The following is a 21008-nucleotide window of genomic DNA, read 5'->3' as shown; positions in this document are numbered from 1 at the left end:
GGGGGGGGGAACAGAGGAAATCCCTTCTTAGAAATTCAAGAACACCGACACCATAAAAGCAAAAAATAGCGAAGGAAATTCCTTCGCTATTTTTCGTTATAGGGTCACCGATTACGCTTCGAGCGCGAAACGCTTGTAAGCGATAACCGTAGCATCCTTGTCCGCCTTGTGGATAAACTCGGCGATCGTCTCCTTCTCACCTACCACCGGCTGGTTGAGCAGCGTATTCTCCTCGAAGAACTTGCGCATCTTACCCTCGGCGATCTTCTCCAGAATAGCCTCGGGTTTGTTGGCATTCTTCGGATCCTGCTTCATGGCCTCGACAGCGATCTTGCGCTCGTGCTCGATCACATCGGCCGGGCAATCGGCCTCAGAGATCGAAACGGGAGCCATAGCGGTTGCCTGCATGGCAACGGTATGGGCTACCTCCTCGGGAACGACCTTGTTGAAGCCGATAAGCGTACCGAGCTTCTTGTTGAAGTGTACGTACGCATGACAGTAGGGAGCTTCGATACGGGCATAGTATGCCAGCTCGATCTTCTCGCCGGTCTGACCCGATTTCTCGGTCACCATCTCCTCGACAGTGCGGCCTTCGGCATTCTTGGCTGCCAGCAGCGCATCACGGTCCGCAGCATCGGTTTTCACGGCAACGTCCAGCATCGCGTTAGCTGAAGCGGAGTACTCCGCATTCTGCGCCACGAAGTCGGTTTCGCAAGCCAGGCAGAGGATATAACCCTTCTGACCCACGATTTTCGTTACGACGACACCTTCGGTGGCCGTACGATCGGCACGCTTGGCAACGACCAGCTTACCCTTTTCACGGATGATATCCTGGGCACGCGCGAAATCACCTTCGGCTTCGGCAAGGGCCTTTTTACAGTCCATCATACCGGCACCGGTCATTTTGCGGAGCTTCATTACATCTGCAGCTTTGATTTCCATAGTCTTGGTTTTAATTTCGTTGAACTTCGTTCTGCGTTTCCGTATCCCGACCATCTCGGATCGCTCGGGCAATCTTCGCACGGGACGGAAACGTCCATAATCTCCGTGCGAATTATTCCGCTTTCTGCTCGGTCGCAGCGACAACCTCGGCAACGGTAGCCTCCTCAGCATCCACGGAAGCCTTCACGGCTTTCTTGATACGAGGTTTCGCATCCTTCTTCGCAGGAGCATCGCCCTCATGAGCCTCATTCTCCTGGGCCTCCTTCTCTTTTTCGAGCTTACGCTCCTCGAGGCCCTCGCTGATGGCACCGCACACGGCGTCGAGGATCACAGCGATCGACTTGGTCGCATCGTCATTTGCAGGGATAACGTAATCAATGTCGGTTGGATCACAACAAGTATCTACCATTGCAAATACGGGAATATTCAATCGCTTGGCCTCCTTCACGGCGTTGGACTCCTTCTGCACGTCCACGACGAACAGAGCGGCCGGCAGACGGGTCAGGTCGGCGATCGAACCGAGGTTCTTCTCGAGTTTCGCACGCTGACGCGCGATCTGCAGCTTCTCACGCTTGGAGAAATTATCGAACGTGCCGTCGTTGGTCATTTTGTCGATGGTGGACATCTTCTTGACGGCTTTACGTATGGTGGGGAAGTTTGTCAGCATACCGCCAGCCCAACGCTCCGTAACGTAAGGCATACCGATAGCTGCGATCTTTTCGGCAACGATTTCCTTGGCTTGTTTCTTGGTGGCGACGAACAGCACGCGACGACCGCTCTTGGCGATCTGCTTGAGTGCGTTTGCCGCCTCATCGAGCTTCAGCACGGTCTTGTGCAGGTCGATGATGTGGATGCCGTTCTTCTCCATGAAAATATAAGGAGCCATTTTGGGATTCCACTTACGCTTCAAGTGTCCGAAATGAGCGCCGGCTTCCAATAATGTATTAAAATCTGTACGTGACATTTTAATTCAATGGTTTAATTTTAATTCTCTTTTCTTCAACTCTCCCGGTAGTGAACTGCGGTCAATCCGGAGAGTTTTCCGCGATCAGGCAACCTGTAAGTAATAGCCGATATAATAATATATAGGTAGTCTTGCCGGTTTGTAACCTGAATCGTGCTTGCCGAAATTCGGTCGTACGATTAACGCTTGCTGAACTGGAACTTACGACGTGCTCCGGGCTGACCGGGTTTCTTACGCTCAACTTCGCGGGGATCGCGCGTCAGGAATCCGTTCTTCTTCAGAACCGGACGGAACTCGGCATCGATCTCGCACAATGCGCGTGCGATACCCAGACGAGCCGCCTCAGCCTGCCCCTTGATACCGCCACCGTCCAGATTGATGGTGATATCGTAGTTCTCTGCGGTGTTGGTAGCCAGCAGCGGCTGCTTCACCTGGAACTGAAGGATGTCGAGCGGAAAATAGACTTCCAGCGATTTGCGGTTGATCGTAATCTCCCCTTTACCCGGCTTCACGAATACGCGAGCCACAGCAGCCTTACGACGACCTACGGTATTTACAACTTCCATAATTCTTACTTAATCTCGTTTAACTTAATTGCCTTCGGGTTCTGAGCGGCGTGCGGATGCTCGGCGCCGGCATACACCTTCAGATTCTTCATAATGGCTTCGCCAAGGCGCGTTTTGGGGAGCATGCCTTTGACAGCCTTCTCGATGAGAAACGTCGGTTTCTTCGCCAGGTAATCGGCCGGCGTAGCGAAACGCTGACCTCCCGGGAAACCGGTGTGTCGTGTGTAGACCTTGTCGGTCATCTTCTTGCCTGTGAGCTTCACTTTGTCCGCGTTGATGACGATAACATAATCACCGCAATCGACGTGGGGGGTGTAGCTAGGCTTGTTCTTGCCGCGGAGGATCTTCGCAACCTGCGATGCAAGACGTCCCAATACCTCGTCGGTCGCGTCGATGACAACCCATTGCTTGTCAACCGTAGCGGCGTTCGCCGAGATAGTTTTGTAGCTTAATGAATCCACTTTGTTTACGTTTAATTAATACTTATTTATCCAACCTCCCGCACTATACGGGTGCGCAAAGATACGAAGAAAATCCGCAAAAAGCAAAACACCCGAACAAATAACGTCAATATATTCTAAAAAAGCCATTTACACTTTTTACAACAAAAAACCGCGCCCGGCTTCTTTCGTCCGAAGCCAAGCACGGTTTTTTTACGCATCCCCGGCGGTCACCGCAGAAAATCGACCAGTCGGCAGCGCACCTGCAACAAGATACCGGGCCGACGCAGAAAGCGTATCAACTACCGTAAGGTTTGAAATTCTTCTGTCCGTTATAACGTCCGATGGTCGGATCGACCAGTTTTTGCGGACGCACCTTGAACTCCACGGGCAGAACGTAAGAAACCCGCACGGGATAATCCAGACCGGACTCCTTGTCGGTCATGATGCCCGGAGTCCACTTCGGAGAATTCTCGACCACCCGCGTAACCGCTTCGGTCAGCTTCTCATGGGGCGAAGCAAGCACTTCGTCCACAGTCACGGATCCGTCGGTTTCGACGATAATCCGGACTTGCACCACTCCTTCGACCTTCTGCTCTTCCATATCGGCAGGATACTGTACGCGCGAAAGCACCCATTTCCAATACTTTTCGAACCCTTTGTTCTTAAACGACGGGGCTTTTTTCAAACGTGCGACCTGGCCATCCGCAATGACCAGTCCCTCGGCCGGAGGTGTCGAAGTCGTCGTACCCGGGGCATCGGCCGGAGTTTGAGCCATCGCGGGTAACACCAGCAACAGGCTCACGGCATAAAACAGAAATTTTTTCATAGCATCTGTCTGTTGGTTTCTACATAAACAAAAATAGTGAAAGCCGAGAGACAACGGGACCTTGTTCACGGTTTTCCGAGGCGCATCCTATCTAAGACTATGTCAAAGATAGCGAGAGGTAAGAGCAATTGTGAGAACTTGTTCTCGAAAATTGCCGAACCGAATCCTATCTTCTACAAAGATAGGAAAAGCCGGATGCAAAAGCAAATTTATTTGCATTTTCCCGAGGCGGAATTTTAAGACGACTCAAAAAGTTAGGCGACAGAAAACACTCGAATATCAATTATTTATTCGTTTCATCGCAAGAAACAGGAGCCGGACGGAACAACGCAACCGGAACCGCCCCGGTCTGATCCCGGAATCCATTACAATACCAAAAGCCGCACGATCAAATTTCAAGCATGGAATCATAGCTGTTAGCGGAGCTTTTTGGATGCGTAACGGACCAAGTCCTTTCCGAAGAAAAGGAGCAAGGAAGGGGGCGAATTATAAACGCGACCACCGACAGCGAATAAGCGACCGTCGGATTCGTGCTGCGATCGTCGAATAAGGGTTTCTTAAAAAATATAATTACCAATAGGCACACCGCAGCCGATATAGGCGTCAGCAACCTTCTTTCCCAGGAAAAAGAAGAGGACCGTCTGCAAAACGGCCCTCTTCAATCTATAGAAACCCCGGACTATCCCAGGAACGACAGCAGAATACCTGCGGCAACCGCAGAGCCGACGACACCGGCTACGTTCGGACCCATGGCGTGCATGAGCAGGAAGTTGCTCGGATTGGCCTCCTGGCCGACGGTTTGCGATACGCGGGCTGCCATAGGAACCGCAGAAACACCGGCGGAGCCGATCAGCGGGTTCATCTTCTTGCCCTCCGGGAGGAAGAGGTTCATAAACTTGGCAAGCAGCAAACCTCCGGCCGTACCGAGAGCGAACGCAAGCACACCCAGCACCAGAATACTCAAGGTCTGGACATTGATGAACGCTTCGGCGGTAGCCGTAGCACCGACGGTAATACCGAGGAAAATCACCACGATATTCATCAGCTCGTTCTGCACGGTCTTGCTCAAACGATCAACCACACCGCACTCTTTCATCAGGTTACCCAGCATAAGACAGCCGATCAGCGGAGCGGCGCTCGGCAGGAGCAGCGAGATGATTACGGCAATGATGATCGGGAAGAGGATCTTCTCGGTTTTGGAAACCGGGCGCAGCTGCGACATCTTGATTTCACGCTCTTTCTTGGTGGTCAGCAGACGCATGATGGGCGGCTGAATCACCGGCACGAGGGCCATATAAGAGTAAGCGGCCACGGCGATCGGACCCAGCAATTCGGGCGCGAGGCGGGCGGTCAGGAAGATCGCAGTCGGACCGTCGGCACCGCCGATGATACCGATACTACCGGCCTGAGCAGGAGTGAAGCCCAACGCGTAAGCCCCCAGGAAGGTCACGAAAATACCCAACTGCGCAGCAGCACCGAGCATGAAACTCTTCGGGTTGGCGATCAGCGGGCCGAAATCGGTCATGGCACCGACACCGATGAAGATCAGACACGGGTAGATACCGAGCTTCACACCCAGATAAAGATAATCGAGCAATCCGGCATCCTGAATGAAGCTTCCCCAGTGGATATGTCCGCCGGCGAACAGTTCGGAATGGAACATATTCGCTCCCGGCAGGTTGGTCAGCAGCATACCGAAAGCGATCGTGAAGAGCAGCAGCGGTTCGAACTTGTGTTTGATGGCGAGGTACAGGAGCAGGAAAGCGACGAGAATCATCGCTATATTCCCCCAGGTCGCCCCTGCGAATCCGGTCTGATTGAAAAAATCGACCAGACTGTCGGACAATGAAATGGATCCAGCTGTTAACATCATATCACTTATTCGATAACGATTAACAGATCACCTTCCATCACGGTAGCGCCCTTCTGGACGTGGATGGATTTGACAACACCGCCGCGTTCGGCATCGATGTTGTTCTCCATCTTCATCGCCTCGAGCACGAAAAGAGTTTGACGGGGAGCGACGCGGTCGCCCTCCTTCACATTGACCGAGAGGATCGTACCGGGCAGCGGAGATTTCACCTGCAAACCGGGACCGCCGGCAGCAGCCTGTGCAGCTTTGGGAGCGGAAGGCGCAGCCGTAGTCGGAGTCACCGACAGCCCTGCAGCTTTCGGAGCGGGAACGACCTGCGGTTTCTTCATCTTGCTGGCCTGCTCGCCGACGATTTCCACCTCGTAAGCGACACCATTGACGGTGACGTTGGCCATCGTCGATTCTTCGTTCACGTCCTCAATCGAAATGTCGTATTGATTTCCGTTTATTTTCAATGAATAGTCTTTCATAACTTATTTTCTGTAATCTGGCATTTGAGTTAATCCGTGAATTTTCGAGTTCCAGGGCGAGTAAGCCCGCTTGATGCTCAAAATCGTAAGCATCTCGGTTTCCCGGTCGTGACGGGCGCTGCCGAAGAGCTTCAGCGCCGTCATAATGGCGGCTACGGTCTCCTCGTCCAATTCCGTCTGCGACGGTGACTGCTTCTTGCGCTGATGCGTAAAGAAAGAACCGAAGCCCTTCATTACAAAGACCAGCAGAAGGAGCATGACAATCACCAGGCAGAACCCGACGCATGTGATCGTAAGGATACCCGACCAATCTATCTGTGTCATAATTCGTCGATTTATAAAGGAATATTAGAGTGCTTCTTGGCCGGATTCTGCAAACGTTTGGTTGCGAGCGACTGCAAAGCGCGGATAATGCGGAAACGCGTGTTGCGCGGCTCGATCACATCGTCGATATAGCCGTAGCGGGCGGCGTTGTAGGGATTGGAGAACTTGTCGCGGTACTCCTGCTCCTTCTCGGCCACGAACTTGGCCTTCTCCTCGGCGCTCTCGAAAGCGGCGAGCTCCTTGGCATGCAGCACCTCGACGGCACCGCTCGCACCCATCACAGCGATCTCGGCCGTCGGCCATGCGTAGTTGATATCACCGCGGATATGTTTCGAAGACATCACGATATAAGCGCCGCCGTATGCCTTGCGCAGCGTCACGGTGATCTTCGGAACGGTAGCCTCGCAATATGCGAACAGCAGCTTCGCACCGTGCGTAATGACACCGCCGTACTCCTGGGTCGTACCCGGCAGGAAGCCCGGAACATCCACGAGGGTCACCAGCGGAATGTTGAAGGCATCGCAGAAGCGCACGAAGCGGGCGGCCTTGCGGCTGGCGTTGATGTCGAGCACACCGGCCATGTACTTGGGCTGGTTGGCGATGATACCGACGCTCTGTCCGTTGAAGCGGGCGAAGCAGGTGATGATATTCTTTGCGAAATCGGCAGCCGACTCCAGGTATTCGCCGTTATCGACGATAGCACGAATCACCTCGGCCATATCGTAAGGCTTGTTCGGATTGTCGGGAATGATCTCGTTCAGAGAATCCTCCAGACGGTTGATCTGATCAGTGCAGACGACCATCGGCGTATCCTCCATGTTGTTCTGCGGCATATAGGAAAGCAACTGACGGATCAACTGGATGCCTTCCTCCTCGGTTTCGACGGCGAACTGAGCTACGCCCGACTTGGTCGTATGCATCGTGGCACCGCCCAACTGCTCCTGCGTCACGTCTTCGCCCGTCACGGTCTTCACGACCTTCGGACCGGTGAGGAACATATTCGAGGAACCCTTCTTCATGATGATGAAGTCGGTCAGCGCCGGAGAATAGACTGCACCGCCGGCACAGGGACCGAAGATGGCCGAAATCTGCGGAATGACACCCGAGCACATCACGTTGCGCTGGAAAATGTTGGCATAACCCGCCAGAGCGTTCACGCCCTCCTGGATGCGGGCACCGCCCGAATCGTTCAAGCCGATGCAGGGAGCGCCATTGCGCATCGCCATATCCATAATCTTGCAGATCTTGTCGGACATCGAAAGCGACAGAGAACCTGCCGTCACGGTGAAGTCCTGGGCAAAGACATAGACCAAGCGGCCTTCGATCGTACCGTAACCCGTTACCACACCGTCGCCGAACGTATGCTTCTTCTCCATACCGAAGTCGTAGCAACGATGCGTGACGAACATGTCGAACTCCTCGAAGCTACCCTCGTCGAGCAGCATCTGGATACGCTCGCGTGCGGTGTACTTACCCTTCTCGTGTTGCTTGTCGATCGCCTTCTGACCACCGCCCATACGAGCCATCTCACGGTTCTCGATGAGCTGGTTGATCTGGTTCTGAATTTCACTCATAATCGAAAATATGCTGTTAAATTATTTATTCTTGTTCTCGCAAAGCTCCGTCAGGATGCCCTGGGTGGATTTCGGATGCAGGAAAGCGATGGTCATGCCCTCGGCACCCTTGCGGGGCGTAGCGTCGATCAGACGGATGCCCTTGGCGGCTGCATCGGCCAACTGCTCCTCGATATTCTCGCAGGCGAGTGCCATGTGGTGGATACCGATGCCCTTGTTCTCGATGAACTTGGCGATGGTCGATTCGGGCGACGTAGGCTCGAGCAACTCGATCTTCGTCTGGCCCAGCTTGAAGAACGCCGTGCGGACTTTCTGGTCGGCAACCTCTTCGATCGCATAACATTTCAGACCCAGTACGTTTTCCCAATAGGGAATCGACTCATCCAGGCTTTTGACTGCAATGCCAAGATGCTCAATGTGAGATACTTTCATAATTTCAAGAGATTTAATTAAGTTGAATATCGTTGAATTTGAATTTTCGGAATCCTCAAAAAATCATACAAAAATAGATGAAATATCTGAATAAGCCAACAAAAAAACGATTTTAGTCGGAACTATTCCGACTTTCCGGCATATGCAGGGAAAAAACGGAAAAACAAAGCGGTTATCCGTGAAGGACAACCGCTTGAAATCAAGAAAACCGAAGGCCGAAACCCCGCCGCAGATTATAAAATACCGCGATGACAGCACACGTCAGCAATTCCGAGAGCGGCATGGCGAGCCAGATGCCGGAGATCCCGGCCACACGGGGCAGCAGCAGGAAAGCGGGAACCAAAAGGACGAAGCCTCGAAGCAAAGCGAACGTAGTGGCGGCTCTTACCCGTTCAAGACTCTGATAATACCCGATGACGGTCAGGTTCACGATGAAAAAGACGAAACCCGACGCAAACAACGGAAACCCTTCGATAGCGATAAGGGCAGCCGGCGTATCGGTATCGAGGAAGAACCCGACCAATATACGGGGACAGCAGACGAACAATCCCATCGCGGTCATACCGCACACAACAGCCGTTGCCAATGCGATCCGTCGTGCCTGTATCACCCGCCCCGAAGCGCCTGCCCCGAAGTTATAGCTGATGATCGGCTGTGCCGACTGCGCAATGGCGTTGCCGACCATGAACACAAAAGGAATGTAGTAGCAGGCGATGCCGAACGCTCCGACGCCGTCATCGCCCAAATAGCGCATAAACACCTGATTTCCGGTAAACATCAAGGTCGCAAGAGTCGCTTCGCCCAACAAGGCCGAGGAGCCGATACGACACTGATACCCCACATTCCGCAACGAGAGGCGCAAGCTCTTGCGGCTGCCCTTAAGCGGACAGAGGGACAACGAACGGGCCCGGCACAGCAGGTACCACAAAGCGATACCGCCGCCGACGGATACACTGATCGCGGTAGCGAACGCAGCCCCCATGACGCCCCTCCCCAGCGGGAAAATAAACAACCAGTCCAGCAACACGTTGAGCAACGCCGAGATAACACTGCACCACATCGCCAGCTTCGGCGCCCCGTCCAAACGGATAACGAAAAGTCCGACGGCCGTCCACATCTGGAAAACCAGTGCCGGAGTAAACCACAACAGATAATCCTTCACCAACGGCAGCAGATGCTCCGAAGCCCCCAGCAACACAGCCGTCCGGTCGGGGAAAAGCAGAATCGCCGAAGACAGCAGCAAGGTCACCGCCGTCACGAACACCATCGCCTGCGTGACGTTCAGGCGGGCCGCCCGGATCTTCGACTGCGACAAGTGGATCGAAGCCACCACCGAGCAGCCGATACCGATCATGAAGCCCATTCCCTGAAAGACCATCAGCAGCGGGACGTAGATATTCACGGCGGCGATGCCGTCGCTGCCGACGCCCTGCCCCACGAAAATACCGTCGGCCACCGTAACTGCCGAAATACTGAGCATACCGCACAAAGTCGGAATAAACAGACGGCGGAACAATACCGAAACCTTCAGCGAACCGAAATCAATAGCATCTCTTTCCATGCACAATCATACTAAATTCAACTACTTGCACATTTAGCACAAAACAAAAAACACCGGACAAGCGATTGGTTTTACCCAGTCATCTTATCCGGCATTATATTGCCCTCCGATGAGGATTACAAAACTTTCAATGAGATTTTTCGGTGACAAAAGTAGCGATTTAATCCGAAGCGTGCAACTATCGATCGGTTAATTGCTCCCGTATTATCACTCCCTGGTCCGCAAGTTATCGTCGGGAGTTTTCCATCGTTCCACACGACGCAGGCAGCATCCCTGCACCTGCCGACGCAATCCGGAATCGGACAGGATCGCATCGAGCGTATCGGCCAGCTCATCGAGCTCCGGACACGCGATATAACGGGCCGCATCGCCGGCAGTCAGCCGATTGCGGCGGGTATCGGAGAGCACGGCCGGAATCCCGGCATAGAGCGCTTCGACGACAGGCTGCACCCGCCCCCGTTTCCGGGGCAGGTAAACCAGGCCGTCTGCCATGCGGAAAAAAGCGCTCAACTCCTCGGGCGAGTATTCGTAAATAAAATTGGTACGCAGCGCCAGACGACGGTCGCGAGCGGTGCGAAGCAACATATCGGCATAGAACGAACGACGACCGCAAAGCACGAGGTCCGCACCGAGCCGACCGCCGGCCATCAGATCGAGCAGCATCCGCTCCTGGCCGAGCGTTTCGACCGTCATCAAGGTCAGAATATACCGCTCGGGCAACATGAACTTACGACGAATGACCTCATCCGACTCCCCGGTCGCGCAGCGCATACGCTGACGCACCTGTCCGGCCGCTTTCACAGCCGTCATCCGAAAACGTTCGTCCTCCTCGTGCGCCTTTCTGTTCTCCTCGCGGAGGCTCTCTTCCTCCATATTTCCCGTCTTACGTTGCGGTCCCCATATATTCTCCATAATATAAATCTCCTTTCCGGCAGAAAACCGGTCTTTATTTATTTTTTTTCACTATCTTCGCTAAAAATTACGATGCCTATGAAACGAGTTCTTTTACTCCTTACTGTCGTTTTTTGCACGTTGGGCGCATCCCATGCACAGAACATCGTCATCGGAGAGCGGGCCCCCGAACTCAAAAGCGTCACTTGGCTCGCATCCCGGAATCCGGCCGCAGCGGATCTTTCGTACCTCGTATTCTTCCACTCGTCGAACAAAGGCTGCACGGCTTCGCTGGACGCACTCCGGGACCTATCTAACAAATTAGGCTCCAAACTGCGCATTATCATCATAACACAGGAAGATTCCGAAAAAATCGCCCCGATTCTCACGCCCTACATCTCCGAACGAATCGGTGTGGCACTCGATCACGACAAAAAAGTATTCGGCAGTTTCGGAGTCGATTTCGTGCCGTTCAGCGTGCTGATCGATGCCAAGAATCGAGTGCTGTGGATGGGAAATCCGCAGAGCATGACCAGTTCATTCATCCAGAAAATAGTTCAATAAACTCCAGTAATACCTTTAATTCCGTCATGTCATTCACCAAGATAAACCACTACGAAAAAGAGTATGCCGACACACATCACGAGTGCGCCCTGACTGTAACCGAAGGCGTGGAAAACCAACCCGTAGTCAATCCCTATTTCGTCCGGAAGAAAAAGCGCGCGCTCACCACCGAGGAATATGTCGAGGGCATTCTTCAAGGCAACATCACGACGCTTTCGCAGGCCATCACCCTGGTCGAAAGCAGCAACCCCGACCACTATGCCCAGGCGCAGGAGATCATCGAAAAGTGCCTGCCGCATGCCGGGAAATCGGTACGCATCGGCATCACGGGCGTCCCGGGAGCCGGAAAATCGACCTTCATCGAAGCCGTAGGCAATATGGTCACCTCGCTCAAGCACAAGCTGGCGGTACTGGCCATCGACCCCAGCTCGGAGCGCAGCGGCGGTTCGATCCTCGGCGACAAGACCCGCATGGAGAGCATCTCGTCCAATCCCAAGGTCTTCATCCGCCCCTCCCCTTCGGCCGGGTCGCTCGGCGGCGTAGCCCGCAAAACCCGCGAAACGATCATCCTGTGCGAAGCTGCCGGATTCGACGTCATCTTCATCGAAACGGTCGGCGTGGGACAGTCCGAAACGGCCGTACATTCGATGGTCGATATGTTCATGATGCTCCAGATCTCCGGTGCGGGCGACGAATTGCAGGGCATCAAGCGCGGCATTATGGAGATGGCCGATATGATGGTCATCACCAAGGCCGACGGCGAGAACATCCACAAAGCCGAACTGGCCAAAACGCAATATCAGGGTGCGCTGCGTCTTTTCCCGGTCCCGGAATCGGGTTGGCGGCCGAAAGTCTATACCTGCTCGGCATACACAAAAACGGGACTCGAGGAGGTGTGGAAAGGCGTCGAAGAGTTCCTCGACTTCATTCAGGCGAACGGATACTTCACGCACAACCGCAACCGTCAGAACAAGTATTGGATGTACGAAACCATCGACGAGGTGTTGAAGAACAGCTTCTACCACAACCCGCAGATCGAACCCCGCATCACGGAGCTCGAGCAAAAAGTGCTCGACGCCAAAGTCAGCTCGTTCGTCGCGGCGCACGAATTGCTGGAGCTTTACTTCAAAAACAAGAACTAACGGACCACGCAGCAACCGTTCCTGTCATACGGCATTGAACCAAACACTTAATATCACTTAAATTCCTAAACAATGAAACACGTAAAACTATTCGCAGCTCTGCTGGCATTCGTCATGCTCGGAGCCTGCACCGAATCTCCCGAGGAGGGGGGGGGCTTTCTTCCATCCTGATCGACAGCTCTTTACTGGAGCAAATCTTTGACGCTGATCAAACCGCTCCGAAAACCATTTCGTTCACGGCAGCGGAAGCATGGACTGCAACCCTCGAAGAGACGACGCGCACGGAACCTTCGTGGCTCCGTCTGTCCGCCTACAGCGGCGATGCCGGCAAAGCGCAGATCACCATCGAAATCCTCGAATCCAACAGCTCTTCCGAATCGCGCTTCGCCAAAATCACGATCGTCTGCGGCTCTTACCGCATCGCCATCGAAATCGAACAAAAGGGACACGGTTCAGACAATCCGGACAATCCAAATGATCCAGACACGCCTCCGACCGATTACAAATACGTCGCCCGGGTGGATTACAAACTCACAGACAACCGCGAAGAGGGAGCGACGACGACCGTCTCGCAATCATTCGACTACGACGAAGAAAACAGAGTAGCCCGAATTACCGAAAACTACCACTCGACCGACGAATACTCCTATAAAGACAACGGAACGGAGATATATACATTCGACTATACGATCGCCAACGAAGTTTCGGTCCGGACAACCGATGAGGCGGAGCGCCTTCTCTACAAAATTTCCGCCAAAACCGACGCGAAAGGACGCATCACCGAAACTTCGAGTTACGACTACGACAACGGGACACCCCGGCTCGAAGGGCAGGAGACCTATACATACACCCCGGAAGGACGTCTCTCTTCCTTGCTATCCAAGTATTCCTATTCCTCTTCCAGCGGCCTGAATCAATACAGCGAAAACAAATTCTACTACACGGACGGCCTGCTGACGCGCTACACCTACTACGACAGTTACGAGGCCTCCTACGACCCGGACTACCAGCCCTGGGAGTATTCGCTCCCGGCCGATGAGTGCTACCCCCACCGTTATGCCAACGACCGGAGCAACCTCGATTTCTACATGTATGCAATGGGCGGTCGCATCTCATTCGAAAACACTTCCAGCGCTATTTTTTCCCTGTTACGCCTGACCGGAAACTACGGCGATTGCCTGCCCGAAATAACCACTGCCGCCGACGAGGACGACGAGGTGGGAGTGGATGAGGGTGCTTATCCCACACCAAATGTCACGCTACACAAATCCTACACCACTACGGAATCCGCCTGCGGAGAGGACGAATACCTGAAACTGCGCATCGAAACGGATGCCGACAATGCGGTAAAGCGGATATCCTACGACGTCCCGTATGAGGAGTATCAGGTAGAATACGACATCGTAGTCGGCAACGAAGTCATCGATGAAGCTATGAACCACCCCGAGTTCCCCGAAGAAGAAAAACTTTACAAATACGAAATCAAAAACCGGACGAAAACCAAAATACGCGACATCGTAAACCCGGCAACGATCGAGATCACCTACCGATAGTTCCGGAGAAATTTTCAAAAGAAACAATAAAACGATAAGGAGCGGTAATCCGCTCCTTATCGTTTTACAATCCTCGAAGGTCGTCCCATCCCTCCGGCGCAACCCGGCAAATCATGCGGGAAGAGTTTCGAACCGACTGCCTTCCGACCGCGAGAAAACGACAGACAGAAAAGCTGTGATTCAAGAGAATTCCGACTTCAACCGCTCCGCCAGTTCGGGCATGCCCTCGGCGGCACGTGAACGGATATGGGTGAGCGGATTGCGGATCATCGCCGTATCGGGATTTCCCGGATCGACCAGAAAAATCGGCACATCGGGCCGCACGTAACGCACCAGCGATGCGGCGGGATAGACCGCCAGCGAAGTACCGACTACGACCATGAGATCGGCTGTCCCGGCGATCTCGGCCGCCCGTTCGAACATCGGGACCGCCTCGCCGAAAAAGACGATATGAGGGCGAAGCAGGGAGCCGTCCGGAGCGGTTGCATCGAGCCGCTGTTCCCAGCCGTCGATGGGCACGATCAATTCGGGATCGCGCGACGAACGCAATTTAGTCAGCTCTCCGTGCAAGTGCGTGACGCGCGAAGAGCCGGCCCGCTCGTGCAGATTATCGACATTTTGGGTAATTACCTCCACATCGAAACACTTCTCCAGGCCCGCAATAGCACGATGGCCCGCATTCGGCTCCTTCCCGAGCATCTCGCGGCGGCGCATGTTGTAAAAATCGACGACCTGCGCCCGATTGTCGCGCAACGCCTCGGGCGTACAGACATCTTCGATTCGGTAGTTGGCCCACAGCCCGTCGGAATCGCGGAAAGTAGCCAGTCCGCTGTCGGCACTCACGCCGGCACCCGTAAAAACAACGATCTTTTTCATCGGGTTAAAGATAGCGTAAATTTCAGAAAAATATCCCGCATCGTCCTAAAAATCCGTTCCGCCGGAGTGACACCAAGAAAAACCTCCCGAACGGGCGCCCAACAGCCGAGTGTCGAAAACCGCAGGTAAGGACCGGCAGGGAAACACCGTACCCGCGCTGCGTATCCGGCCGGACGAAGTTACCGCCGGGCTCGTTCCGCCAACCAAACAGGAACGATCACACAGACTACCGTCAATACTTTACTGACGATTTCCGCCGCACCCTCCAACACCGTACGTTCGCCTTCGACGATCCGTCCGATGCTCGGAGAAAAGACGGCATAGCATATCGCAGCCCCACCGCAAAGAACCCACAGCCACCATCGCAACCCGCGGGGAGCAAACCGATCCCCGGAAGCCTGTTCCGGATTTTCAGCATTCGAATCCGCCTCCGGATCGGGTCCCGTTGCGGCCCAGACGCCCAATATCCAACCGAATACGCATAAACCGCCGGCGATCGACGCCCGCACCAAGCTCCGCTCCGGAGTCGATTCTCCGCCGGAAACCAGCAGCAGCAATACGACTCCGAACCCTGCCACGAAAGCGGGAGGAAGTCCGATCCACAATCTGTTACGGATAAACATGCGAAACCTGACCCGACTCGGCACACCGTTTATTTCGAGCCATTTTCTCCGCTCCCGAGGCTCCCGGCCGTCGCTGCCGGGACGCCACCGCATAAAACTGATTCGCATAGATTCACTCTTTTTCGGGTTTCGGCTCCGGTTTCCCGACCCGTGATTTTTTCAGGCGGCCGCTTCTGCGCAGAGCTTCCATGATGATCCACTGCAGTTGTCCGTTGGTGCTGCGGAACTCGTCCGCAGCCCACCGCTCGACCGCCTCCATCGTAGCCGCATCGACACGCAGCACAAAACTCTTCGTCGCCTCCTTCGCCATCGTCCGATCCTAATGATGCAACGTACCTGCATTGACGATCGGCTGTGCGGCCTCGTCAGCACACAGCACCACCAAAAGATTGCTCACCATAGCCGCCTTGCGCTCCTCGTCCAACTCCACGATCCGGTCGTCGGCCAACCGGTCGAGAGCCATCTTGACCATCGTGACGGCTCCCTCGACGATCTTCTCACGAGCCGAGATGATCGCATCGGCCTGTTGGCGCCGCAACATCACGGCTGCAATTTCCGGCGCGTAGGCCAGGTAGTTGATGCGGGCCTCGATCACTTCGATACCGGCCATCGAAAGACGGTCGTTGAGCTTGGCTTCGAGCTGATCGTTGATCTCGTCACTGTTCGAACGCAGAGTCAGTTCGTCATCTGCAACGCCGTTGTTATCATACGCATAATACCCCGCCACCTGACGCAGTGCGGCATCGCTCTGCACGCTGACGAAGTTTTCGAGCACCTTCATACGGGCCGAAGCCGAAACCGCAAGATCGGTGCCGCCCATCGTCGAGGCGTCGATGTCGAACACGGCCCGGTAGATCTCGTCCGGACGGATTTTCCACACCAGCACCAGGCCGATCATCACCGGATTGCCGTTCTTGTCGTTCACCTTGATCGGCTCGACGTTCAGGTTGCGGGCACGCACCGAAATTTTCTTGCGCCCCATAAAGGGATTGATCCACCAAAAACCCGTTTCGTAAAAAGTCCCCTTGTATTTGCCGAAAAACATAACGACACGGGCTTCGTTGGGTTCGAGCAACATAAAGCCCTTGAAACAGAACATACTTATAAAAAACAGGCATACGCCGCAAACCAGCATCGCAGTCCGCAGCCCAATGCGCGGATCCATTACATCGCTGCCGAACACGCACAGCGCGATACCTCCGGCGATCAACACCAGCAACCCGACGAGCGCGACGAAGCCGTTGGCCCGCCAACCCGAATAGACAAAATTTCCCTTTTCCATAACCATCCTGTTTTTATGATATTATTTTGATATTACAAATATATCATTCTATTTTTAATTACGCAACGATTTTTCGTAAAAAAAGCTCCGCCCGTCTGAAAATTCAGACGGGCGGAGCTTACAATGCCTCGGTCACGGGAAGAGGCTAACCCCGCAAGCCGGGCGATCAGCGGGAATCCCAACCCACCGCATCGGCACCGCCACCAATCGGGACAGCCCTTTGCTGCCGCATCACTCAATCGACCTTACGCAGCACGATATCCGACACAGCCACGTTCAACTTGACTCCATCCATCACCACTGAAGGCCGGTATACACCGTATTCGAACTCGGCACCCGATACGTACTGCTTGATCGTAAGCGTCCTGCGGTCGGACGATACCTCCACCGGAAACGATGCCGGCGCGAGCTGGTACTTATCGTAATCCATGCCCACGAAAAGAAGCGGCCAGTCTCCCCAGTTATACAGATAAACACTCTTCGACGAAGGCACCGTCACCTCATCGCCCTCTCCAATGTGGAAGAAGATTTTGGCCCCGTAGTCACGGTAAGCCAGTTCAGGTGCCGCGCTGTACCAGGAAGATTCTCTCATCAAATCGGCCGGAGAATAATAGAGCGGCTCGCCCCCCTGGAACGGATAGCCGGTCAGCACCAGCATATTCCGAGCACGGTACTCCTTACAAGTCTTATCATCGACTCCGGCTTCGATCTTCACTTCGACATCCTTAATCTCCTGAGGCATATCATTATAGTCCAGATAGGAATAGGAGATCGTCCAGGTACCCGGAAGCACGTCGAACAACTCGGACTCGACACGCGCCTCGGAGGGCCAGTCGTCCATCCGCACCGTCACCCGTTTATAAACTTCCACATCCTCCAACGAACGTACGGCGACGATGCAGACATACTCCATGCCCGGATAGAGGAATTCCACCTCGATATCGTAACCTTCCGCCGTATTGACCTGCTCCATCTCCTGGATGTTCAGGTCGGTGCCTACGTCCGAAATAATTTCCTTGTCACCCTTACCCTGCGCTTCGTAATTCTTTACCTCGGCGGCGGCCAAAACGGCGTAACGTCCCAGATAAGCTATATCGCTCCGAATGCGGAGATTCAGCGTCTCGGAAGGATTCGTATCGGATTTACGGGCCTCGACCTCCAGCAGAGGCACCCGTCCCGAGGACTCTTCAGTCGTGAACGGTACCAACTGAAGATTCTCGCCCCCGGAAAAATCGACGCTCACCACGCCGCAGTAATATTCCTTGGAGGGTTTCAGACCCTCCCACACTTCGCTCGCGACCGCCTCGTATTTCCTGCCCAGTCCCGCATCGGTGGCATACTTGATCATATGGATCGCCATCGCCTCGCCTCCGTTGTTCTCGATGATGTTCGTATACCACTCCTTATCACGGACATATACGTAATATTCGGCGACACCTTCGCCAGGCGAGGTTCCGACCTTCACCGACGTAGAGGCGATTTCGGTCAATTCCACCTCCACTTCCGCACCGCTACCCTGGCGGGGCAGCGTCTCGAAATCCAGCCGCTGAGGCTCCCCGGTGATATTGTACGATGCGTCGCAGGGCGCCATCAGAATGACGTACGGAACACCCGCGATGACCTTCATGGAGAAAGTCCCGTTTTCGGCGGAGAATTCCCCTCCGTCGACCCAGTCGTATTCGGCCTCGCCCCGGCCGATGCAACCCGCCTCAGTGAGGTACTCCTCGATGGTATACGTATTCAGCGTGGCCGTCGGAATCGCGGCGAAAAAGTAGGGACCCTCACAACGGATAGAGAACGTAAACCGGTCGGAGCCGATGTCCGACACCTCGATAATTTCGTTCGAGTTCACCCCTGTCGTAAAGGCGAGCTCCGCCACTTCGCTATACAGCGTCTCCGCCTTCACGGCCGCATAAAGCACATAGGAACAGCCCGTCTCCAAACCGGTCACGGCCACCGTAGTCTCTTTATTCACGGTACCGGTGTGCTCGTCGAAAAGCGATGCGGCGTCGGGCTTCTCTATCCCGTCATTCTGCGTCCGTTTCACGACCTGATAACCGTACGCCCCGTCCACATTCGTCCGCAGGCGGAACGAAAATTCGGTCTGACCCGTCGAAACGCTCTCCAAAGTGATCTCGGGAGCCGCTGCCCCCGGATCGTCGTTATCATCGCTGCATGCAACCGCCGCCGACAGGAGCAACGCGCCACACACAACTCCGCGCAACCAGAATCCAAAGTGCTCGAATATCGTTTTTTTCATAGCATGAACTTCAAAGAAAAATCCGGTCCGGCATCTCCCCACCATTATTCTCCGAATCTCAGATGAAACAGAAAACCTGCATTCGCCGAGAAATACCGGACCGGAATATGTATCCGAATGTTATTTATTCAAAGGTTTGTACTCGGTTTTCGTGTTGCCATCTTCACTACGGACTCGGAAAATGAGGCAATATCCCTGTCCTGCAACGAAAGGAATGAGCGCAGTGACATCGGCGCCTTCGGGTGAACAAATGCCTTCGACATCGGAGGAGGGACGCCAACTGATCCAAAAGTCCCCCCAATCCTCAGGGCCGTAACCATTCGCGATTTCCTCATCGATTTCGGTCTGCGTGTGAGCGCCGATGCGATACGATGTGGCCAGGGAGGCCTTGACATGAACCGTTACCTCGGCAGTACCGTCGCCGTTGTCCGTCAGGTTCTTGATGTCGCCCAGCGTCAACGAAATTTCGGTCTCCGGAGTCTCCGTGCGGAATTCCGCCTTCGTATATGCATAGTCGTATACCTTCAACTGGTCTTCATTGTTCGGGTCCACGTAAAACGCCAAGATCACGTAATCAGTCTTGGGCTTCAGATCGCCGTCATAATTGCTCCACTCTGCCGTACCCTGCTTGGCGATCGACTTCACGTAGTCCGACATCGTCATCTGCTTATCAACCGCAATATTGTTCAGGCCATAATAAACGCCCTGAATATACGATTCCGGCTCGAAACTCTCATAGGTAGATTTCGTCGTAATCCAGGCGCAATACCATTCGTCCGCACTCTGGGGTGTCACGGTAAAGGTCACCCCCGTGGTCGTAGGCTGGATGTTCGTAATCTGGAACTGGTCGGGAACGTCCGGAGCCTTGGTCGTCAGGAACTCATAATAAACGACTTCCTCATCCTGAGAAAGGTCGTAAGCCGCCACTACGTACGAGTAGCTCGACGAAAGTCCCGATAGCGACCTCTCGTACACACCCTTCTGGGTTTTGTTCCCGATGTAGGGGTCCTGTCCGTAATATTCGATGAACTCCCAGCCTTCAAGCATCTTTCCGTCACGCTCGACCTCGGATTTGGGAAACACGTTCACGTAGTAGTCCACCGTATCGTCGCTGGGCGTAACCTTCACCTTAGCCGAATTGTGGGTGATATCGGTTACCGTGATCTCGATTTTGAAATCGCCCGGCGTCGGCCCATCACCCTCCTTCTGCGTCCTGACGGTCTTCTTGACCACAGCTCCGACTTCTTTATTCTGATAGCTGAAAACCACCACCGTATAATCGGTATCAGCCTTCAGCCCGGTTGCCGAAACATCTTTCTTGCCCATGTAAAGACACTTGTCGAAATCCGAACGTGCGACCATTTCGGCAACAAGCTCCTCGTCGGCAAGTCCTTCGACGGAGGAAGATTCCGTCACTCCCGCAAAATAGGTCGTTTTGTCGTCCGACGGCGTAACCGTCACAGAAACGGAATTAGACGAGGCTTCCGGCGTCGCGATTTCAAACGTAACCGTCGGGGGGGGGACATCCGTCTTGTCATCGTCGCATCCAAAACCGAGAAGCGCCGCCCCGCAAAAAAGCCAGCCGAATAAGTAATTAAATTTTTTCATAAATACAAAGGTTTTAGTTTGGTTGGTAAATAGTTTTTTTTCATTTGCCCAAATATATCATTTTTATTTTAATTATGCAACGATTTTTCGTAAAAAAAGCTCCGCCCGTCTGAAAATTCAGACGGGCGGAGCTTGCAATGCCTCGGTCACGGGAAGAGGCTAACCCCGCAAGCCGGGCGATCAGCGGGAATCCCAACCCACCGCATCGGCACCGCCACCAATCGGGACAGGCGG

21 protein-coding genes and 1 pseudogene are annotated in these 21008 nt (G+C 54.1%); 4 read left to right on the top strand and 18 right to left on the bottom strand.

The annotated features are described in order from the left end of the window. Positions 1–111: 111 nt before the first annotated feature. The 12 genes from tsf to ALIPUT_RS11990 form a co-directional block, all read right to left on the bottom strand. Positions 112–942 (bottom strand): translation elongation factor Ts, encoded by an 831-nt coding sequence (gene tsf, locus ALIPUT_RS01715; protein ID WP_040293335.1) that lies wholly within the window; start codon positions 940–942, stop codon positions 112–114. A 112-nt stretch (positions 943–1054) separates the two neighbouring features. After that, positions 1055–1906, bottom strand: coding sequence for a 30S ribosomal protein S2 (gene rpsB, locus ALIPUT_RS01710; protein ID WP_004327886.1), 852 nt, complete (start codon positions 1904–1906; stop codon positions 1055–1057). A 179-nt stretch (positions 1907–2085) separates the two neighbouring features. Beyond that, a complete protein-coding gene (gene rpsI / locus ALIPUT_RS01705) occupies positions 2086–2472 on the bottom strand; it encodes a 30S ribosomal protein S9 (protein WP_004327885.1) in 387 nt (128 codons plus the stop codon). A gap of 5 nt (positions 2473–2477) precedes the next feature. Next, positions 2478–2933 (bottom strand): 50S ribosomal protein L13, encoded by a 456-nt coding sequence (gene rplM, locus ALIPUT_RS01700; RefSeq protein WP_004327884.1) that lies wholly within the window; start codon positions 2931–2933, stop codon positions 2478–2480. A 277-nt stretch (positions 2934–3210) separates the two neighbouring features. Further along, positions 3211–3741, bottom strand: coding sequence for a TonB family protein (locus ALIPUT_RS11995; protein WP_004327883.1), 531 nt, complete (start codon positions 3739–3741; stop codon positions 3211–3213). Between the two features lie 679 nt (positions 3742–4420). Further along, positions 4421–5614 carry a sodium ion-translocating decarboxylase subunit beta gene (locus ALIPUT_RS01685; RefSeq protein WP_004327881.1) on the bottom strand — a complete coding sequence of 398 codons (1194 nt, stop codon included), beginning with the start codon at positions 5612–5614 and terminating at the stop codon, positions 4421–4423. 5 nt (positions 5615–5619) lie between these two features. Then, on the bottom strand, positions 5620–6084 hold the full coding sequence (locus ALIPUT_RS01680; RefSeq protein WP_004327880.1) for a biotin/lipoyl-containing protein: 465 nt from the start codon (positions 6082–6084) through the stop codon (positions 5620–5622). A gap of 3 nt (positions 6085–6087) precedes the next feature. Then, on the bottom strand, positions 6088–6408 hold the full coding sequence (locus ALIPUT_RS01675) for a hypothetical protein (protein WP_004327879.1): 321 nt from the start codon (positions 6406–6408) through the stop codon (positions 6088–6090). A gap of 11 nt (positions 6409–6419) precedes the next feature. Continuing rightward, a complete protein-coding gene (locus ALIPUT_RS01670; RefSeq protein WP_004327878.1) occupies positions 6420–7982 on the bottom strand; it encodes an acyl-CoA carboxylase subunit beta in 1563 nt (520 codons plus the stop codon). 21 nt (positions 7983–8003) lie between these two features. Further along, a complete protein-coding gene (gene mce / locus ALIPUT_RS01665; RefSeq protein WP_004327876.1) occupies positions 8004–8414 on the bottom strand; it encodes a methylmalonyl-CoA epimerase in 411 nt (136 codons plus the stop codon). 199 nt (positions 8415–8613) lie between these two features. Further along, positions 8614–9975 (bottom strand): MATE family efflux transporter, encoded by a 1362-nt coding sequence (locus tag ALIPUT_RS01660; RefSeq protein ID WP_004327872.1) that lies wholly within the window; start codon positions 9973–9975, stop codon positions 8614–8616. Between the two features lie 207 nt (positions 9976–10182). Continuing rightward, entirely contained in the window at positions 10183–10887 is a 705-nt protein-coding gene (locus tag ALIPUT_RS11990) for a glycosyltransferase (protein WP_004327871.1), read from the bottom strand. 78 nt (positions 10888–10965) lie between these two features. On the opposite strand from ALIPUT_RS11990, the gene ALIPUT_RS01650 reads away from it, so the two are divergent. The 4 genes and pseudogenes from ALIPUT_RS01650 (at position 10966) to ALIPUT_RS01640 (ending at position 14125) form a co-directional block, all read left to right on the top strand. Further along, positions 10966–11430, top strand: coding sequence for a peroxiredoxin family protein (locus tag ALIPUT_RS01650; protein WP_040293074.1), 465 nt, complete (start codon positions 10966–10968; stop codon positions 11428–11430). 26 nt (positions 11431–11456) lie between these two features. Beyond that, positions 11457–12572 carry a methylmalonyl Co-A mutase-associated GTPase MeaB gene (gene meaB, locus ALIPUT_RS01645; protein WP_004327869.1) on the top strand — a complete coding sequence of 372 codons (1116 nt, stop codon included), beginning with the start codon at positions 11457–11459 and terminating at the stop codon, positions 12570–12572. A 125-nt stretch (positions 12573–12697) separates the two neighbouring features. Continuing rightward, positions 12698–13003 (top strand): annotated as a pseudogene (locus ALIPUT_RS13350) (BACON domain-containing protein); the annotation flags it as partial. 87 nt (positions 13004–13090) lie between these two features. Continuing rightward, the gene (locus tag ALIPUT_RS01640; protein WP_004327867.1) at positions 13091–14125 is read left to right on the top strand and encodes a hypothetical protein; all 1035 of its coding nucleotides are present in this window, start codon (positions 13091–13093) and stop codon (positions 14123–14125) included. Positions 14126–14305: 180 nt separating this feature from the next. Here the strand turns inward: ALIPUT_RS01640 and ALIPUT_RS01635 are convergent, their stop codons facing one another. The 6 genes from ALIPUT_RS01635 to ALIPUT_RS01610 form a co-directional block, all read right to left on the bottom strand. Beyond that, entirely contained in the window at positions 14306–15001 is a 696-nt protein-coding gene (locus ALIPUT_RS01635; RefSeq protein ID WP_004327866.1) for an SIR2 family NAD-dependent protein deacylase, read from the bottom strand. A gap of 179 nt (positions 15002–15180) precedes the next feature. Next, positions 15181–15732, bottom strand: coding sequence for a hypothetical protein (locus ALIPUT_RS01630; RefSeq protein WP_004327865.1), 552 nt, complete (start codon positions 15730–15732; stop codon positions 15181–15183). A gap of 4 nt (positions 15733–15736) precedes the next feature. Further along, entirely contained in the window at positions 15737–15934 is a 198-nt protein-coding gene (locus ALIPUT_RS01625; protein WP_004327864.1) for a type II toxin-antitoxin system antitoxin, read from the bottom strand. A 9-nt stretch (positions 15935–15943) separates the two neighbouring features. After that, a complete protein-coding gene (locus tag ALIPUT_RS01620; protein ID WP_040293070.1) occupies positions 15944–16906 on the bottom strand; it encodes an SPFH domain-containing protein in 963 nt (320 codons plus the stop codon). Positions 16907–17141: 235 nt separating this feature from the next. After that, a complete protein-coding gene (locus tag ALIPUT_RS01615) occupies positions 17142–19166 on the bottom strand; it encodes a hypothetical protein (protein WP_147554499.1) in 2025 nt (674 codons plus the stop codon). A 120-nt stretch (positions 19167–19286) separates the two neighbouring features. Further along, entirely contained in the window at positions 19287–20774 is a 1488-nt protein-coding gene (locus ALIPUT_RS01610) for a hypothetical protein (RefSeq protein WP_004327860.1), read from the bottom strand. Between the last annotated feature and the right edge of the window lie 234 nt (positions 20775–21008).

The organism is Alistipes putredinis DSM 17216 (genome assembly GCF_000154465.1).
Lineage (GTDB): Bacteria > Bacteroidota > Bacteroidia > Bacteroidales > Rikenellaceae > Alistipes > Alistipes putredinis.
The sequence above is the reverse complement of the archived record's forward strand: the minus strand, read 5'-3'. Positions and strand labels throughout refer to the sequence as shown.

Coding starts and splice junctions, on each gene's coding strand:
- rpsI (WP_004327885.1), bottom strand. CDS start 2,472: ATGGAAGTTGTAAATACCGTAGGTCGTCGTAAGGCTGCTGTGGCTCGC.
- ALIPUT_RS01680 (WP_004327880.1), bottom strand. CDS start 6,084: ATGAAAGACTATTCATTGAAAATAAACGGAAATCAATACGACATTTCG.
- ALIPUT_RS01635 (WP_004327866.1), bottom strand. CDS start 15,001: ATGAAAAAGATCGTTGTTTTTACGGGTGCCGGCGTGAGTGCCGACAGC.
- ALIPUT_RS01620 (WP_040293070.1), bottom strand. CDS start 16,906: ATGGAAAAGGGAAATTTTGTCTATTCGGGTTGGCGGGCCAACGGCTTC.
- ALIPUT_RS11995 (WP_004327883.1), bottom strand. CDS start 3,741: ATGAAAAAATTTCTGTTTTATGCCGTGAGCCTGTTGCTGGTGTTACCC.
- ALIPUT_RS01610 (WP_004327860.1), bottom strand. CDS start 20,774: ATGAAAAAATTTAATTACTTATTCGGCTGGCTTTTTTGCGGGGCGGCG.
- ALIPUT_RS01630 (WP_004327865.1), bottom strand. CDS start 15,732: ATGCGAATCAGTTTTATGCGGTGGCGTCCCGGCAGCGACGGCCGGGAG.
- ALIPUT_RS01625 (WP_004327864.1), bottom strand. CDS start 15,934: ATGGCGAAGGAGGCGACGAAGAGTTTTGTGCTGCGTGTCGATGCGGCT.
- ALIPUT_RS01660 (WP_004327872.1), bottom strand. CDS start 9,975: ATGGAAAGAGATGCTATTGATTTCGGTTCGCTGAAGGTTTCGGTATTG.
- meaB (WP_004327869.1), top strand. CDS start 11,457: ATGTCATTCACCAAGATAAACCACTACGAAAAAGAGTATGCCGACACA.
- rpsB (WP_004327886.1), bottom strand. CDS start 1,906: ATGTCACGTACAGATTTTAATACATTATTGGAAGCCGGCGCTCATTTC.
- ALIPUT_RS01615 (WP_147554499.1), bottom strand. CDS start 19,166: ATGAAAAAAACGATATTCGAGCACTTTGGATTCTGGTTGCGCGGAGTT.
- ALIPUT_RS01670 (WP_004327878.1), bottom strand. CDS start 7,982: ATGAGTGAAATTCAGAACCAGATCAACCAGCTCATCGAGAACCGTGAG.
- ALIPUT_RS01650 (WP_040293074.1), top strand. CDS start 10,966: ATGAAACGAGTTCTTTTACTCCTTACTGTCGTTTTTTGCACGTTGGGC.
- tsf (WP_040293335.1), bottom strand. CDS start 942: ATGGAAATCAAAGCTGCAGATGTAATGAAGCTCCGCAAAATGACCGGT.
- mce (WP_004327876.1), bottom strand. CDS start 8,414: ATGAAAGTATCTCACATTGAGCATCTTGGCATTGCAGTCAAAAGCCTG.
- ALIPUT_RS11990 (WP_004327871.1), bottom strand. CDS start 10,887: ATGGAGAATATATGGGGACCGCAACGTAAGACGGGAAATATGGAGGAA.
- ALIPUT_RS01685 (WP_004327881.1), bottom strand. CDS start 5,614: ATGATGTTAACAGCTGGATCCATTTCATTGTCCGACAGTCTGGTCGAT.
- ALIPUT_RS01675 (WP_004327879.1), bottom strand. CDS start 6,408: ATGACACAGATAGATTGGTCGGGTATCCTTACGATCACATGCGTCGGG.